Below are 16415 nucleotides of genomic sequence, written 5' to 3'. Positions count from 1 at the left end.
GCGACCGCCTACGCAGCTTCAGCAGTTGGCTGGTGTGCATCGGGTGCTGTTCGGCGAGACGTTGCGACGCACGCTTTCCGGTGAGTCCGACAACAAGGCGATCGCCGCAGCGCTGTGCGGGTATATCGAGGTTGCGTTCCGGGAGCTGGAACCGGCGCTCGCGGATTACGCGTGCGCGTCAGCTGACCCTTTCCGACGTCCGGTCCATGATTCGCTGCCGTGTCGCTGGACGGCCGGAATGGCGGCAGACACCCATACTGGGTCCATGACCGGTGCAGTTGCTGTCGCCGAAAAAGTCTCGGAGCCATTGAGTAGGGCCAAGACCAATATCGTGTTCGCCACGATTGTGCTGGGTATGTTGCTGGCGGCGCTGGATCAGACGATCGTGTCCACCGCACTGCCCACGATCGTCGCCGATCTCGGTGAGGCCGGGCGAATGGCGTGGGTGGTCACGGCGTATCTGCTGGCGGAGGCGGTGGCGACCGCACTGGCGGGCAAACTCGGCGACCTCTTCGGCCGCAAGCTGATCTTCCAGCTCAGCGCGTTGATCTTCATCATCGGCTCGATGATCGCGGGCCTGGCCAACGGGATGACGCTGCTGATCCTCGCCCGCGGCATCCAGGGTTTCGGCGCCGGCGGTCTGATGGTCACCGCGATGGCGCTGATCGCCGACACCATCCCGCTACGACAGCGCGGCAAATATCAGGGCGCGCTCGGCGCCGTCTTCGGCGTCACCACGGTGATCGGCCCGACGCTGGGCGGACTGTTGACCGACCACGCCAGCTGGCGGTGGTGCTTCTACGTCAACGTGCCCGTCGCGGTGATCATGATCGCGATGGCCGCGCGCACCATCCCGCGCGTGCGGGCCGTCGCCAAGCCGATCATCGACTACGCGGGTATCGGGCTGGTCGCCGCCGGTGTCTCCTGCTTGATCCTCGGGCTGGAGTGGGGCGGGCAGCAGTACCCGTGGGGCTCCGCGGCGATCATCGGACTGTTCGCGGCGGCGGTGGTACTGCTGGCCGCATTCGTCGCGGTCGAGTTGCGAGCCAGGGAGCCGATGCTGCCGATGGGGCTGTTCCGCAGCCGCGTCTTCACGGTGTGCTCGATCCTCAGCTTCATCGTCGGGTTCGCGATGTTGGGATCGATGACCTATCTGCCCGCGTATCTGCAATACGTGAACGGGGTTTCGGCGACCATATCCGGCGTGCGCACGTTGCCGCTGGTGGTCGGGTTGTTCATCACGTCGATCCTTTCCGGGCAGGTGGTCGGCCAGACCGGCCGCTATAAGTACTTCCCGATCGCCGGCACCCTGGTGATGGCGCTCGGGCTGTATCTGATGTCGACCATGGGTCGGACCACCAGCGTGTGGTTGGAGTCGCTGTACATGCTCGTACTCGGTCTCGGCATCGGATTGACCATGCAGGTGCTGACCATCGTCGTGCAGAACACCGTGCCCTACGCGCAGCTCGGCACCGCGACCTCGGGTGTCGCCTTCTTTCGCACGGTCGGAAGTACCTTCGGCACGGCCATTTTCGGCACGCTGTACACAAATCGAATCGGCCCGAATCTGACCGATGCGCTCATGCGGGTGCGCGTCGTCCCGCCGGACGTCGCGGCCGATCCGCAGTCGCTGCGGGCGCTGCCGACCGAGGTGTCGGCGCCGATCATCGACGCCTACGCCGATTCCATCGATCACGTATTCCTGTGGGTGGTGCCGATCGCGCTGGCCGGTTTCGTGGTCGCCTGGTTCCTGAAGGAAGTGCCGCTGCGCGATAGTGCCCGGGCGGGTGCGACCGATGTGGGCGAGGGCTTTTCGATGCCGGAGTGCTCGGACCGCGTGGTGTACCTGGAACGCGCAGTGTCGGACACCATCCGCAAGGCGCACGCCGAGGGGCTCATCGGCCCGCGCATCCTCGCCGACGCGGGCAGCGACCTGAGTCGCGGCGAAGCCTGGGCGTTGGGGCAGGTCTACCTGCACACCCGAATCAGGGGAGCGGCGACTGTCGACGCGATCGCGCAGGTACACAAGGTGCCGGACGAGGTCATCGAACCGATCTACGACCGGGTGATCGGCCGCGGCTATCTCACCGAAGATGCTGGTGGCCTTCGACTTACCGATACCGGCCGGACCGAGGTCGACTTGATCCAGGCATCGTGGCGGCGCTGGCTCGACACCAGGCTCGACGACTGGGACTGCGCCGATCCCACCGACCGGGCACTACTCGATCAGGCCCTGGAGAATATCGCCGCCAAACTCCTCGACGAGCAGGCCAGGGAACAGGAAGTCGCGCACGCCTAATACTTGTGCCCAAATACTCGTAGACGTATATTCGTATACGAGTAAGGAGGTGTCCATGGTCACGAAGCGCAAGGTGAACAATCTGCTGGCGCTGGCGGTGCTCGCGACAGTCATCGAACGGCCGATGCACCGCTACGAAATCGCGTCGAAGATGCGTGAGCGCGGCAAGGACCGCGATATGGATATCAAGTGGGGCTCGCTGTACACCGTGGTGCAGAACATGGAGAAGGCGGGCTTCCTCGAGGTCGTCGGCAATGAGCGCGACGGTGCTCGGCCGGAACGTACGATCTACGCGATCACCGATGCCGGTCGGAACGAAATGGCCGACTGGACAAGGGAATTGATCGCCGATCCGGAAACCGAGCCCAACCGGTTCATCGCCGGACTCTCCGTGCTGGCGGCGCTGCCGCCGGATGAGGTCGTCGAGTTACTCGGCCAGCGCATCGGCGCGCTGAGCCGCACCATCGACGCTGCGCGCCGAGAACTCGATCACATCGCGGCAACGAATCTGCCCAGGCTGTTCGTCATCGAAGCCGAATACGGCATAGCGATGATGGAAGCCGAGGCGGCATGGGCCGCATCGCTGCGTGACGAGATCGCCGCGGGCACATTTCCCGGTGTTGATCTCTGGCGGCATATGCATGCCGTCGGCATGACGCCCGCCGAAGTCTCGGAGCTGGTGGAAAGGGGGATGACGGAATAGACGTCCCGCTCCGGATTCCGGTAGGCACCGGCCGCAGCGACTAGATGAGACCAGGCCCGGCGGGGTGCGGCAACACCGCCGCCGGGCCCGATGAAACCGTCTCGAACCGTGTCCGCATACGCGCACCCGGCCACAAGGCTGGCAACCACAGGATAACTGGGTGTGCGAAGGGACGGTCGGTTCGGGATTCGAATGAACCCGCATCCCACAACTGGAGTACACCCATGTCCACAACAGAAACAGCCATCGTCATCGGCGGCGGTATCGCCGGACCGGTCACCGCAACCGCACTGCACAAGGCGGGCATCGCCGCCCGCGTCTACGAGGCCTATCCCGGGCCGACCTTCGGCATCGGCAGCGGGCTGGCGCTGGCACCGAATGGTGTTGCCGCCCTTGATATCGTCGGCGCGGGCGATCTCATTCGCGCGATCGCCAGTCCGGTATCGCACACACATCTGTCGGTCGGCGGCAAAGTGCTGCAGATGCCCGAAATGGTCGACGTGCCGTCGTTGAAGGTGGTCGATCGCAACGAATTGCACCGCACGTTGCACGACCACGCAATTGCCGCAGGCATTCCCTTCGAATACAACAAGCGACTCGTCCGCGTCGACGAGGACGCCGACGGCGTTACCGCGCACTTCGCCGATGGCAGTTCCGCCACCGCCGATGTGCTGATCGGTGCGGACGGTATTCGATCCACGGTGCGCGGTCTCATCGACCCGAACAGTCCGGGACCCGAGTACACCGGGATGATCGGATTCGGTGCGATGATCGACAATGAGATCGGACTTCCGCCGGAGACAATGGTTTTCGCATTCGGGAAGAAGGCGTACTACCTGTACGGAACGGTCGACGACAAGAAGATCATGTGGGGCGCCAATCTGCCGAACAAGGAGTATCTGTCGCTGACCGAGGCGCGGGCGATTCCGGCCGAGCATTGGGTGCGAATCCTGCGCGAGACCTACGCCGAGGACACCCCCGGCGGCCAATTCGCCCGCATGACCACCGCCGAAAACCTGGAAACGACTGGGGCACTGCACATTATGCCGCCGGTGCCGACCTGGTACCGGGGGCGCATGGTGCTGGTCGGGGATTCGGTGCACGCGCCGTCCAATAGCTCGGGCCAGGGGGCGTCGCTGGCCATCGAGAGTGCGGTGCAGTTGGCGCGGTGCCTGCGGGACCTGCCCGATCATCGCGCGGCCTTCGAGGCGTATGAAGGAGTGCGGCGGCCGCGGGTGGAGGGCGTCGCGGCCCGCGCGCGCAAGATCAACCACAGCAAGACGCCGGGTCCGGTGGCGCGCCGGATGATGCCATTGCTGATGCCGCTGCTGCTGAAGGGGATGAACCCGGAGAAGACAATGGGCGCCGAGCAGCGTTATCGGATCGATTGGGATGCGCCGGTGCAGCAGGAGTTGGCTGCTACGCAGGCGTAGCGAGGTGCTGCCTGTCCCCGGTGCGGGGGCAGGCAGCGTTTCGGTTCCGGTTTTCGAACCCGACGGGCGCGTCATCCGTACCGTAGGAGATGGGAACCGAAATTCAGGGGGGATAGTGCATACCGATCCTGCGCTGCAACTAACCGGACTGTACAAGCGATTCGGCGGTCCGTGGGTGGTCGACAATGTCGGCCTCACGGTGCCGCCCGGCTCGTTCTTCGGGCTGGTCGGCCCGAACGGGGCTGGCAAGACGACCACGTTGTCGATGGCCTGCGGGCTGTTGCGGCCGGACGGCGGACAGGCGCATATCTTCGGCGCCGATGTGTGGGCCGATCCGATCGCCGCCAAGACATTGGCCGGCGTGTTGCCGGACGGGCTGGCGTTACCGGAACGCCTGACCGGACGCGAACTGTTGACCTACACCGGCTTACTGCGCGGCCTGCCCGCGAAAACGGTGGCCGAACGGGCCGAGGAATTGCTCGGGGTATTCGAATTGACCGGTGCCGAACGCACTCTCGTCGTCGACTACTCCGCGGGCATGCGCAAGAAGATCGGATTGGCCACGGCGCTATTGCACGCGCCGAAACTCCTGGTGCTCGACGAACCGTTCGAGGCCGTGGATCCGGTGTCCGCCAGCACGATTCGCACCATCCTGCAGCGGTTCGTTGTGGCGGGCGGTGCGGTGGTGCTGTCGAGTCATGTGATGGCGCTGGTGGAGAACCTGTGCGACCGGGTCGCGGTGATCACCGCTGGACGGGTGGTGGCGGTCGGCACTCTCGACGAGGTGCGCGGGGGCAGCACTCTGGAGGCGGCATTCGTGCAGTTGGTCGGCGGCCGGGTCGGCGGGGAGGACGGGCTGTCGTGGTTGGCGTCCTGATCCGGATGCGCTTGCTGCTGACCAGGCGTGCGCTGGGTAACGGCTGGCAGGGGGTCACCTTCGTCAGTGGCGTGGTCATCGGCCTCGTATTCGCGCTCGGCACAGCGGGTCTCATCGGATTCGCGGTCCGCGACGGCGATGTGGCCGGTGGTATCACCGTCGCCGCCGCCTGGTACGGGATCTGGACCCTGGGTTGGCTGTGCGGTCCGGTGCTCATGGGCAGCAGCGACGAGACCGTACAGCCCGAACATCTGCGGCTGCTGCCGCTGAGCAACCGACAGTTGGCCACCGGGCTATTGGCCGCGGCTTTCGTCGGGCCAGCGCCGGTGATCAACCTGCTGGCTTTCTCGGGGCTGATCGTGCTCGCGGTGCAACTGAGTTGGGGCGTGGCCGCGGTCGCGCTGGTCGGTGTGGTGCTGCAGTTGATCTTCGTGGTGGTGCTCGCACGCGTGGTGCTGGCCTGGATCGGCGCGGCGATGCGCTCGCGGCGCGGACGCGATCTCGGTGTTCTGCTCGCGGGTCTGGCCGGGCTGGCCTACTACCCGATGAGTTTTCTGCTGAACCACGTGGATACGGTGCGGGAATCGGCGCCTTGGCTGGCAAACCTGCTGCGCGCCCTGCCTTCCGGCTGGGCACCGACCGCGGTGGCCGCGGCGGCGCGCGGCGACTGGTTGTTCGCGCTGCTCGCACTCACCGGGTTGCTCGCGCTGACGGCGGTGCTGTGGCAGGCATGGTCGGTGCTGTTGCGGCGGCGGCTGACCGCGCCGATGGGGGCGACGTCCGGCGCGGCCGGGCGGGGAATGCTGCTGAGCCGAGTGCGGCCCTCCGGCCCGGTCGGTGCGGTGGTGGTCAAGGAGTTGCGGACCTGGTCGCGCGATAGCCGACGGCGCGCGGCGCTGTTGCCGGTGCTGTTGGTCGGAGCGCTGCTTCCGGTGTTCCCGGCGATACAGGGCGACAGCTCCGCTGGCGTGGTGTTCGCTGGCGTGAGTGCGGCGTGGTTCGCGGGTCTGGCCGCCAATAATCTCTACGGCTACGACGGCACCGCGCTGTGGCAGACAGTGGTGACACCCGGTGCGGTGCGCGCCGACGTGCGCGGACGACTACTGGCCCTGCTGCTGGTCATCGGCGTGCCGACACTGCTGCTGGCGGTGGTGTTACCGGGTGCGCTCGGCCGCTGGGCAATGTACCCATGGACGCTGTCGCTCCTGTTCGTCGTGCTCGGCGTCGGCGCGGGCTCTGCGGTATTCCTGTCGGTCACCGCGCCCTACCCGCTTCCGCCACGCACCGCAAACCCCTTCGCCTCCTCCGGAAATCCCGGCTGTGCGAAGGCTTTGGTCCAAGTGGCCACCAGTATGGGCCAACTGATCACGGTCATCCCGGTGCTGATCGTGCTGATCATCGGGCGAGTCCTCGACCTCGCCGCTGTGCAGTGGCTGGCGCTGCCGCTGGGGATCGCGATCGGGATCGCGGGCGCCATTCTGGGCGCACGCCTTGCCGAACAACGCCTCGCCGAGCGCGGCCCGGAAATCCTTGCCGCTGTCCAGGCGCGCTGACGCCGAGGTTCGGCAACCGGCCCGTTCGGCGCGCGGGGCTGTGCTGCCCGTCCCAGCTATGCCAGCGGCGACGTGCTGCCGCGCGGTGCTGGCCCCAGTGGCGGCGCGGGCGTGGTTGTCACGAAAGACGCGTTATGGATATCGGCGGCAGGGTGATGGGAAGCAGATCTGCTCAGGTCAAGTGTGGTGTCGGGTGGATGAACGGGCTCGGCGAACCTCACCGTTGGTCATCGGGAGGGAAATACACTGGTCGGGTGGTCGATAGGGATTCCGATGGCAGTCTCGATTTGAATCAGCTGCGGACGTTCCTGGCGGTGCATCGGGCGGGGTCCGTGACGGCGGGTGCTCGGCTGGTCGGATTGTCGCAGCCGACGGTGACGACCCAGTTGCAGGCTCTGGAGAAGCGACTGGGCTATCGATTGTTCGAGCGGCTGCCGCGCGGGGTGGTTTCGACCGCGGCGGCCGTGGAGTTGGCGGCGCGGGTGGCGGGGCCGATGGACGCACTCGACGGGGTCGCGGGTCGTGCCGTGCCCGCCGAACCGCTGCCGCAACCGCCGGTGCGCCTGGCCGGACCCGCCGAATTGCTTGCGGTGCGGGCGCTTCCGGCACTAGCGCCATTGGTCGCGCGCGGTGTGCGGCTGACGGTCACCGCTGGATTGTCCGAGGAACTGCTGGCCGGGCTGCGCGCCGGACACTACGACCTCATCGTGTCCACGGTGCGCCCACGCGGCCGGGCGCTGGTCGCCGAGCCGCTCGCCGACGAGGAATTCGTCCTGGTCGCCGCACGCGAACTGGCCGGGCGCGTCGATATCGCACAGTTGCGCGCCGACGGACCGGCCGCTCTGACGGGCCTACCCCTGATCAGCTACTCCGCCGACCTGCCCATCCTCCGCCGCTACTGGCGGCACGTATTCGGCGTCCGCCTCGCCGCCGAAGCCGCCGTCGTCGTCGCCGACCTCCGCGCTGTCCGCGCGACCGTCGCCGCGGGTGCGGGTATCAGCGTGCTCCCGCGCTACCTCTGCACCGCCGAACTGGCCTCGGGCACATTGATTCCGCTGCTCGAACCCGAGGACCCGCCCATCAACACCGGGTTCCTCGTCCGCCGTCCCGGCGCTTCATCTCGCCCGCATATCGATCTGGTGCACGACCGATTGCGAGCCGCCGGGCGCACGTGGTGAGCCGCTTTCCGGTGCGTGCGCGGCTATCCGCTGGCCCGAGCACCGCACACATATCGGTGTACGACCAGGCGGCGAGCCGGACCCGTTCGGCCTCGAACAACGACAGGAGTACGGATCCGTGGGTTGGCCGGTCGGTGGTGACAACCGCTAGTTGGTCGGTGCCTGGCGTTGGTCGGCGCGGCGGCGCAGGATTTCGGCGGTCTGTTCGTCGGCGGGGAGGAAGGCTTCGAGATGGAGTTCGGAGAGGGTGATGTCGACGGCGGTGGCGAAGCTGGTGATGGTGGTGATCAGGCGGAGTTCGCCGTCGTCGCTGCTCAGGCGTAGGGGCACGGCGAAGCCGAGGTGGTCGGGGCCCGGGATCACATCGGGGAGATAGCTGTCGAGTTCGGCGATGAACTCGTCGAGCCGGGTGTCGGGGCTGCGCGCGGCCCTGCCGCGCAGGCTTTCGGTGACGTGGCGGCCCCATTCCGGCAGGTTCTGCACGCGTCGGGCCAGCCCATCGGGATGCAGGGCGAGGCGGAGCACGTTGATCGGCGGGGTGATCAGTTCCGCCGACGCGCCCTCGGTGAGGATGTCGAAGGCGGCATTGGCGGCGACCAAGCGGCCGTAGGGTCGGGTGACGACCGCGGGATAGGGCAGGTGTCCGTCGAGAATGCCTTCGAGCGCGGCCCGGATGGGGCGCAATGCCGCGGTGTCCAGATCGGATTCGGGGAAGACCGGTGCGAATCCGGCGGCGAGCAGCAGCGCATTGCGCTCACGCAGCGACAGCCCGAGCGATTCGGCCAGCCGCACCACCATGGTGCGGCCCGGGCGCGAGCGCCCCTGCTCCAAGAAGCTCAGGTAGCGCTGGCTGGTGTCGGCGCGAATGGCCAGATCGAGCTGGCTCACATGCCGCCGCGTTCGCCAATGCCGCAACTGCTGCGCGAACGGACTGGGCTCTATCACCGTGGTCATGAGTCCAGTGATATCCGACCCGGGAGGCCCACGCCATTCCTAGCAGGGAATCACCGAACCCACCCGTGCCGAATCGGTGTCATTCCCTGGAGGGAATCGCGTTATGACGCCGGGCTCGTAAAACTCAGTGCCATGAGCAAGCACCTCGATGACAACGAACTGGCCCGCTTCGCAGAGCGCTACATGACCCAGTGGAACGAGCCCGATCCGGAGATCCGCCGCAAGCTGATCCAGGAAACCTGGGCACCGACCGGCGCGCAGATTCTCGTCGATCCGCCGGCAGAGATTCGCGAATCCGCGGCCAACCTGCACTTCGCCGTGCCCGCACTGCAAGTGCACGGCCACGATGCGCTCGAGGCCAGGGTGACCCGGGCCTACGAGATGTTCGTCGAATCCGGCGAATACGTATTCGAGGTCGGCCCGGCCACCCGCCTGCCCGCCGGACTGGTCGGCCTCGCCTGGTCGATGGTCGCCACCGCCGACGGTTCGGTCGTTGGCGGCGGCTACGAGGTCATCGGCCTCGACACCGACGGCCGCATCACGTCCGACCACCAGTTCATCGAGGGCGTGCGATGAGTGCGGCAAGCACGCGGGAACTCGCGAAGACGTTGCGGTACAGCCGGATCGTGCGCACTGCGGACGGCGGCTCGCGATTCATCGACGCGGAACTCGACTTGGCCGATCGCAACCTGGCCGCAGGCGTCCCCGCGATGGCAGTCGCCGGATTGTCATCGGCGGCGACCGTGACATATTTGCGCAGTTCACAATTCGATAGCGACCCGCATCCGGCCCCGGCCGAACAGTGGGTCGTGATGGTGCGCGGCGTGATCGAGGTGACGACGAGTGACGGTCGTAGGCGGCGCTTCGGCCCCGGCGACCTCGTCCACGTCGAGGACACCGACGGGCATGGGCACGTCACCGTCGGTGTCGGGGATGCGCCCTTCGAGGCGCTGTTCGTGCCGACCACGAATTCTTCGGTTACCACAGATCACTGAGAGAGCAGATCATGAATGCCATTGCCTACCACCTGGATCCGCTGCACGGCCTGGCCGGACTGACCGTTCGGGACCAGGAGCTGCCCGAGCCGGGGCCGAATCAGGTCGTCATCGAGGTGCGGGCGGCTTCGCTCAACCGGCGTGACCTGATGCTGATGGACGGGATCTACCCGCTGCCCGCGACGCCCGATATCATCCCGCTGTCCGACGGCGTCGGCGAGGTGATCGCCGTGGGTGCCAACGTGACCCGCGCCGCACTCGGTGATCGGGTGACCGCGTCGTACTTCGTGCGCTACGTCAGTGGCCCACAGCGGTTGGCCCATGTCGCCGAGCAGTACGGTGCCAATTACCACGGCATGCTCGCGACCTATGCGGTCATCGAAGAGGATTCGGTGGTGCACGTTCCCGAACATCTCACCGATGTGGAGGCGGCCACGCTCACCTGCGCGGGAGTCGTCGCGTGGGCCGCGCTGACCACACCGGTGCCGGTGCGGCCGGAGCAGACGGTGCTGACCGTCGGCACCGGTGCGGTCGCGCTGTTCGGCGTGCAACACGCGAAAATGCTCGGCGCCCGGGTCATTTCGATCACCTCCGGTCCGGACAAGGCGGAGCGGTTGCGCAAGCTCGGTGCGGACGAGACCATCGACCGCAACGAGACGCGGGACTGGGATGAGAAGGTAAGGGAGCTCACCGATGGGAACGGCGTCGAACATGTGGTGGAGGCCGTTGGCCTGCCGACCCTGTCGAAGTCGGTGCGATCAGCGGGCTACAACGCCATGATCACCATGATCGGTGCGTCACAGTTGCCCAAGGGGCAGACGCTCGAGAATCCCTTCGTCGGGCCGTATCTCGGCATCCGCCGGATCGCCGTCGGTAGCCGCGAGGACTTCGAGGCGATGAACCGGACCATCACCGAACACCGCATGCGCCCGGTCGTCGATCGGATCTTTCCGCTCGATCAGGCGGTCGAGGCGTACCGGTACTTCCGCGATGACAATCCCTTCGGCAAGGTCGTCGTCACAATGTCCTAGCTCAGGGGCAGCCGCTGAGTTCGCGTGTCATGGCGTCCTTTTCGGCCTGGGTGACCCAGCGCTGATAGGCCGCCTCGACCTGAATCTGCCTGGTCGCATAGCTGCAGCGATAGTCATTGCGCGGCGGCAGCCAGCTCGCGGCATCGGAATCGCCCTTGGCCTGGTTGGTCGGGCCGTCGACCGCCTGCAGATTCAGCGGATCGGTGGCCAGATCGCGGCGGCGCTCCTCGGAAAGCTGTTGTGCGCCCTTCTGCCAGGCGTCCGAGAGCGCGACGACGTGGTCGATCTGCACATCGTCGGAGGCCTGCGGGCCGCGGACGAAGTGGATCACCTTGCCGGTCTCAACCCATATCCGATTGTCGCGTATGAGGTTCGGCACTGCCAGCACGGAACTCCGCGCGGCGCCGATGCGTCTCGGTGGTCAGGCCTCGAAGGGCACGATATTGCCCGCCGCATCGCGGATTCCGGCCGTGGCTTCGATGGCGGCCGCGAGGTCGGCGACGGTGGTCCAGGTGCGCGGCGGTTGCGCCTCGATATTGCCGATGGTGTACCAGGTCTCGGTGTCGCGATAGCGGACCAGACCCTTTCCCGTGTCATCAACGGTGACATCGAGCTCGCCGGAGACCGTCCCTTCCTCTTCGGTCATGACGGCGGCCCTGGCGGAAATCTCGATGATGTCGCTTATTTGAACTCTCCTCGACGGACGCAGTCATCGACTGCGGTGCGCAGTGCGGTGTGTTCGGCGGGATCAACGGTCAGCGCGTATTTTACTTTGATCTTGACGTAATGCTCGAGATAGCCGCACCGGAAGTTTCCCGGCGGCAGATAGTTCGCGGCGTCCTGATCACCCTTGGATCTGTTGGCCGACGGATCGGAGGCGATGAGATTGACGGCGTCGTTGGCGATGTGGCGGCGGGTATCTTCGTCGCGCTTGTCCGCACCCGAGCGCCAGGCCTCGGCCAGGGGGACGATGTGCTCGGCGTCGACGGTCGCCGGGTCGGTCATCCACCTGTAGGGCTTGAGTTTTCCGGTTTTCGAGTCGAGGAATCCGTACTGGTCGCGCCAGCCGGCGTCCTTGCCGACGGTGAGCTCACAGGTTTTCGGGTCGAGTGTGACCGAGCCGGTGGCGTCGCGCAGCATCATCACGTCGCGGGTGGTGCATTTGCTGTACTGGGTGTATGCGGAGCCGAAGCCGTGTTCGGGCTTGTTGGTGTCCCAGTGGGGGAACTTCTCACGGCTGTAACCGTCCATCGACGCCTCCGGTGCGTCGACCAGTTGGCCGACCAGCGCGGTGATGTCCTTACTGGAAATCGTTGCGGCGCTTGCCGTACCAGGCGCTTTGCCGCCGCTCTTGCCGGTCCAGTCATCGAAGAAGGAATAGCCGACGGCGACAACTACAGCCAATACGATGGGTGCGCAAACGGCGAGTACGCGACGCACGGGGCGCGATGACAACCACTTCACAACGATCGAACTTCCTAGCCTCGCACCGATGAATTTGTCGGGCGTCAAGCTACCGTCGGCCGATCGTCCCGTATGTGATTGTCGCGTATGACGTTCGGCACAGCTAGTCGGAGAACGCGCTGTGTGGCAGCAGCACTGGGCGGCACACGCAAACCACCCCTGAGTCGGCGTGCCGGCGCCGCCTCAGGGGTGGTCGTGTCACGAAGGCGTTGGTCCTGCGGGCGAGTGAACAGGCCGGGTGTCCAGTCCGGATGGTCCGTTCGTGCGGCTCCACGAGGCTGATGAGGGAAGTCTCGTCGAGTCGTGTCGATCCGCGGGTAACTCTCGTGACGGTCTGTGTGAACTTCATTGTTCTTACGTAGATAGACAGTAGATCAACCCGAAATCCTTTGCAAACGCTTTACCTAATCCTGAGAATCTCCTGAATGCCGCCTTGGCCAGTTGAAGTATTTACTATTCACATACGGAAGTTAGATTTACCTGCGGTTGTGTCGAGATCCGTCGAGGGCGGGTGGTGTCGGATGGAGTGCGGTGCGTGACGAGCGTCACATCGCGTGGCGGTCACAGCGGGTCCGAAGTGTGTGTCGAAACCAGGTGAAGGCATAGAGCAGGATCAAGGAAGGACCCGCATCATGGCTACCGTCGACATTCTCGACTCGTTCATCAACTACACCGATACCGGCGCCGGTTCGGTGCCAGTGGTGTTCCTGCACGGCAACCCCACCTCATCGCACCTGTGGCGCAATGTGATCCCGCACGTCGCCGATCAGACCCGGGTGCTCGCGCCCGATCTGATCGGGATGGGCGCGTCCGGGAAGCCGGACAGCGCCTACCGGCTCGAGGATCACGCCCGCTACCTGGATGCCTGGTTCGACGCACTCGGTCTCGATCAGGTCGTCATCGTCGGCCACGACTGGGGTGGCACGCTCGGCATGCACTGGGCCGCACGGCATCCCGAGCGCATCCGTGGCATCGCACTGATCGAGACGTTCCTGCGCCCGATGCGCTGGGACGAGCTGCCGCCGCTCGGCGCCGAGCTGTTCCGCAAGTTCCGCACGGCCGAGGGGGAGCGAATGGTGCTGGCGGAGAATATGTTCATCGAGTTCAACCTGCCGAGGGGCATTGTCAACTTCTCGCAAGAAGATCACGATGCCTACCGCGCACCTTTCCCGACACCGGAATCGCGCAAGCCTATGCTGGCCTGGTCGCGCGAGTTCCCGCTCGATGGCGAACCTGCCGATGTGGTTGCGCTGGTGCAGAACTACGACGAGTGGGCCGCCCGGTCTCCCGAGGTTCCGAAGCTCATCATGGCGCTCGACAATGGCGTCGGTCTCGGTTCACCGGAGGTGATCGCCTGGGCGGCCGACACTTTCGCCAGCGCCGAGGTCGTGTCGGTTGGCGAGGCCGGACATCACGCCCCGGAGGATCAGCCCGACGCGATCGGTGCGGCGGTCGCGACCTGGTTGCGCGCGCACTCGCTGACGGCAGCGATCGCGAGTGCCTGAGCAGGTGTGCCGCGCATGCGATGCCATATGCGCGGCACGAGGGGGAACTCGACCTCAGGGATAAGCGTGGCCTGTCGGTGCCGGTTGCCCGGCGCGGCGGCTGCCGGACGTTATCGCGATACCGCGCGGGCGCACGTTGCGCCGCGGCATTCGGTGGCCGCGGCGCGGGCGTGCTGACCGGGTCCGGAATCCGCTCTGTGCGGTGGACTTGCGCCGGATCGGATACCGCCGAAAGATTGTGCGGTGGAACCCGAGCTGTTCAAGTCCGAAGCCGACCCTGCCACCGATGTGGCCACGATCGTCGGCGACGTTCCGGGCGCGGTCACAGCGCAAGACGCTGCCGAGGCGCGGGCTCAGGAGCGGGAACTGGTCGATCGAGCCGTCGCTGGTGACGGGGCCGCCATCTCGGATGTGGTGCGGCACCTGCAGGATCCGCTGTATCGGTTGGCGCTGCGCATGGTGTGGCGGCCCGCGGAAGCCGAGGATGCGACGCAGGAAATCCTGTTGCGGGTGGTCGGGAGTCTCGCGACCTGGCGAGGGGAGGCCAAGCTGCTGACCTGGGCCTACCGGATCGGGGTCAACTATCTGCTGAACCTGAAGCGGCAGACGCCGCAGGAGGCCGTACAGCTCAGCCTCGACACCTATCGGGACGGCTTGGCGGACGGGCTCGCGGACGAGGACTATCGCGGGCCCGAGGCCGAGGTGCTCTCGCACGAGGTGCGGCTCAACTGCAGTCAGGCCATGTTGCAATGCCTGGCTCGCGATGAACGGGTCGCCTTCGTACTCGGCGATGTTTTCGAGCTCAGCTCCGCCGATGCGGCCTGGATTCTGGGTATCACCGCATCCGCGTATCGAAAGCGGTTGGAACGGGCCAAGAAACGCATCGGGACATTCTTGAATTCGACCTGTGGGGTGGCCAACCCGCAGGCGTTCTGCCGCTGCTCGCGACGAGTGGACACGGCGTTGGCGCTCGGTCGCGTCGATCCGAAGCGGCCCGTCTTCGCTCGCCATGCGGTCAGCGCGGGCGGACGGAATGTCGATACGGCCGAGGAGCAGATGATCCGGCTGCACGACGCGGCGGCGGTGATCCGGTTCCATCCGGATTACGCTGCGCCGCAAGCGAAAATGGATGCGATCAGCGGTCTACTGCATTCGGGCCGGTTCCCGATGCTCGACTGATCGGCGCATGCCTGCGCCGAGGCTTCCGTGCTGAGACGGAAGCCTCGGCGGCTATGCCTGATCAGGCGGTTGCGGGCGTCGGACGCAGGAGCGGGCCGGTGAGGACGCCGCGGATGGTGCGTGTCGCGACGACTGCCCAAGCGGCGACCAGTCCGGCGTAGAGGGTGACCGCGGCGACGGCGAAGATATCGGCGCCGGTATGGCCGTAGAGCACGGTGCTGCCGGTGATGCAGGTGCCGAGTGGGAAGGTGAAGCCCCACCAGGTCAGGTTGAACTTCAATTCGCCCGCGCGGGCGGTCTTTACGGTGACCGCGGCGGCCAATGCCAGCCACAGCATGGCGAAGCCCCAGGTGACGACGCCGAAGATGACCGAGAAGACGGTCAGGCCCTTGGCGTAGAGGTCGGGCAGGGCGGATGGACCGGCGTTGGCGAGAAGTCCCGCGGCGGTGACGGATTGGCCGAGCGGACCGAGCACGATCCAGAGGGTGGGGACCATGCCCGCATGCGGGATGCGGTAGTGCACCAAGCGGGACCAGATCATGGTGATGGTGACCATGGCGGCGATCAGGCTCAGGCCGAACATGGCCAGGCAGAGCAGGATCATGGTGAGTCGCGGCTGTCCCTCGGGCAGGTGCGGGACCAGCAGTGCGCCCATGCCGGCGGACACCATCGGGGGCACCACGGGCATCAGCCAGCCACCGAAGGCGGCGTCGGGTTCGATGTGGTGGTGGGTGAACATCCGGTAGGGGATGGCGAAGGCGGTCATCAGGCCGAGTGCGGTGCCGACCGACCACAGCACCCAGTCCACGGTGAGCGCGGCGTCGAGGCCGATCAGGTCGCGGCCGAGTAGTAGCGTGCCCGCGCCGACGGTCAGCAGTGCCATGGGTGGGGCGCCGTAGAACTGCGCCATGACCGGGTGGTCCCAGTGGCCGCGGGAATTCTCCGGGTAGCGCACCCAGTGCACGACGAAGGCGACGGTCAGTGCCACCAGCAGCACTGCGGCCAGTACCCAAACAACTGTCGCCGCGCCGCGCAGTCCCGGAAACCGTAGTGGCAGGGTGGCGGCGGCGTTCGCGACGATGACGGTGCCCATGACGGCGGCGAACCAGTTCGGTCCGAGGTGCCGCAGCGATCGGGGCTCGCCCCGGCGGGGTTCGCGGCGGCGGGTCGCGCCGCGTTCGAGTTCGCCCACGAGACGCCGCGAGGGTGTGGGGCGGAAGGTCACTGTGGCGGTCATATGTCCA

16 protein-coding genes are annotated in these 16415 nt (G+C 66.3%); 11 read left to right on the top strand and 5 right to left on the bottom strand.

From position 1 onward, the window contains the following. The first annotated feature begins 265 nt into the window (after positions 1–265). From ACQP1G_RS39770 to ACQP1G_RS39745, 6 genes are all read left to right on the top strand, one after another. Positions 266–2299 carry an MDR family MFS transporter gene (locus ACQP1G_RS39770; RefSeq protein ID WP_433194888.1) on the top strand — a complete coding sequence of 678 codons (2034 nt, stop codon included), beginning with the start codon at positions 266–268 and terminating at the stop codon, positions 2297–2299. Between the two features lie 55 nt (positions 2300–2354). Then, positions 2355–3002, top strand: a complete 648-nt coding sequence (locus ACQP1G_RS39765; RefSeq protein ID WP_433194886.1) for a PadR family transcriptional regulator — start codon at positions 2355–2357, stop codon at positions 3000–3002. Positions 3003–3226: 224 nt separating this feature from the next. Further along, positions 3227–4435: an FAD-dependent oxidoreductase gene (locus ACQP1G_RS39760; RefSeq protein ID WP_433194884.1), complete on the top strand. Its 1209-nt coding sequence runs from the start codon at positions 3227–3229 to the stop codon at positions 4433–4435. Positions 4436–4550: 115 nt separating this feature from the next. Then, on the top strand, positions 4551–5312 hold the full coding sequence (locus ACQP1G_RS39755; RefSeq protein ID WP_433194882.1) for an ABC transporter ATP-binding protein: 762 nt from the start codon (positions 4551–4553) through the stop codon (positions 5310–5312). Further along, on the top strand, positions 5297–6865 hold the full coding sequence (locus ACQP1G_RS39750) for a hypothetical protein (protein WP_433194880.1): 1569 nt from the start codon (positions 5297–5299) through the stop codon (positions 6863–6865). Before ACQP1G_RS39755 ends, ACQP1G_RS39750 begins: the two co-directional genes overlap by 16 nt. 254 nt (positions 6866–7119) lie before the next feature. After that, positions 7120–8043 carry a LysR family transcriptional regulator gene (locus tag ACQP1G_RS39745; RefSeq protein WP_433194878.1) on the top strand — a complete coding sequence of 308 codons (924 nt, stop codon included), beginning with the start codon at positions 7120–7122 and terminating at the stop codon, positions 8041–8043. A 147-nt stretch (positions 8044–8190) separates the two neighbouring features. Here the strand turns inward: ACQP1G_RS39745 and ACQP1G_RS39740 are convergent, their stop codons facing one another. Continuing rightward, complete coding sequence (locus ACQP1G_RS39740; protein ID WP_433194876.1) at positions 8191–8997, bottom strand: helix-turn-helix domain-containing protein; 807 nt, start codon at positions 8995–8997, stop codon at positions 8191–8193. A gap of 132 nt (positions 8998–9129) precedes the next feature. Here ACQP1G_RS39740 and ACQP1G_RS39735 point away from each other — a divergent pair, with 132 nt between their 5' ends. The 3 genes from ACQP1G_RS39735 to ACQP1G_RS39725 are packed head-to-tail and all read left to right on the top strand — an operon-like array spanning position 9130 to position 11023. Next, positions 9130–9573 carry a hypothetical protein gene (locus tag ACQP1G_RS39735; protein ID WP_433194874.1) on the top strand — a complete coding sequence of 148 codons (444 nt, stop codon included), beginning with the start codon at positions 9130–9132 and terminating at the stop codon, positions 9571–9573. After that, the gene (locus tag ACQP1G_RS39730; protein WP_433194872.1) at positions 9570–9992 is read left to right on the top strand and encodes a cupin domain-containing protein; all 423 of its coding nucleotides are present in this window, start codon (positions 9570–9572) and stop codon (positions 9990–9992) included. The genes ACQP1G_RS39735 and ACQP1G_RS39730 overlap by 4 nt, the downstream gene beginning before the upstream one ends. A gap of 11 nt (positions 9993–10003) precedes the next feature. Next, positions 10004–11023, top strand: coding sequence for a zinc-dependent alcohol dehydrogenase family protein (locus ACQP1G_RS39725; protein WP_433194870.1), 1020 nt, complete (start codon positions 10004–10006; stop codon positions 11021–11023). A gap of 1 nt (position 11024) precedes the next feature. Here the strand turns inward: ACQP1G_RS39725 and ACQP1G_RS39720 are convergent, their stop codons facing one another. The 3 genes from ACQP1G_RS39720 to ACQP1G_RS39710 are packed head-to-tail and all read right to left on the bottom strand — an operon-like array spanning position 11025 to position 12487. Beyond that, a complete protein-coding gene (locus ACQP1G_RS39720; protein WP_433194868.1) occupies positions 11025–11402 on the bottom strand; it encodes an HNH endonuclease family protein in 378 nt (125 codons plus the stop codon). 42 nt (positions 11403–11444) lie between these two features. Then, positions 11445–11669 carry a hypothetical protein gene (locus ACQP1G_RS39715; protein ID WP_433194866.1) on the bottom strand — a complete coding sequence of 75 codons (225 nt, stop codon included), beginning with the start codon at positions 11667–11669 and terminating at the stop codon, positions 11445–11447. A 35-nt stretch (positions 11670–11704) separates the two neighbouring features. Further along, entirely contained in the window at positions 11705–12487 is a 783-nt protein-coding gene (locus tag ACQP1G_RS39710; RefSeq protein WP_433194864.1) for an HNH endonuclease family protein, read from the bottom strand. A 632-nt stretch (positions 12488–13119) separates the two neighbouring features. Here ACQP1G_RS39710 and ACQP1G_RS39705 point away from each other — a divergent pair. Together ACQP1G_RS39705 and ACQP1G_RS39700 are read left to right on the top strand one after the other, a co-directional pair. Further along, positions 13120–13992, top strand: a complete 873-nt coding sequence (locus ACQP1G_RS39705; protein ID WP_433194862.1) for a haloalkane dehalogenase — start codon at positions 13120–13122, stop codon at positions 13990–13992. Positions 13993–14235: 243 nt separating this feature from the next. Further along, the gene (locus ACQP1G_RS39700; protein ID WP_433194860.1) at positions 14236–15171 is read left to right on the top strand and encodes an RNA polymerase sigma factor; all 936 of its coding nucleotides are present in this window, start codon (positions 14236–14238) and stop codon (positions 15169–15171) included. Between the two features lie 61 nt (positions 15172–15232). Here the strand turns inward: ACQP1G_RS39700 and ACQP1G_RS39695 are convergent, their stop codons facing one another. After that, positions 15233–16408, bottom strand: a complete 1176-nt coding sequence (locus ACQP1G_RS39695; RefSeq protein WP_433194858.1) for a TDT family transporter — start codon at positions 16406–16408, stop codon at positions 15233–15235. Between the last annotated feature and the right edge of the window lie 7 nt (positions 16409–16415).

The organism is Nocardia sp. CA-107356, from assembly GCF_050946365.1.
Lineage (GTDB): Bacteria > Actinomycetota > Actinomycetes > Mycobacteriales > Mycobacteriaceae > Nocardia.
Note: the sequence above shows the minus strand (reverse complement) of the source record. Positions and strands in the feature narration are given on the sequence as shown.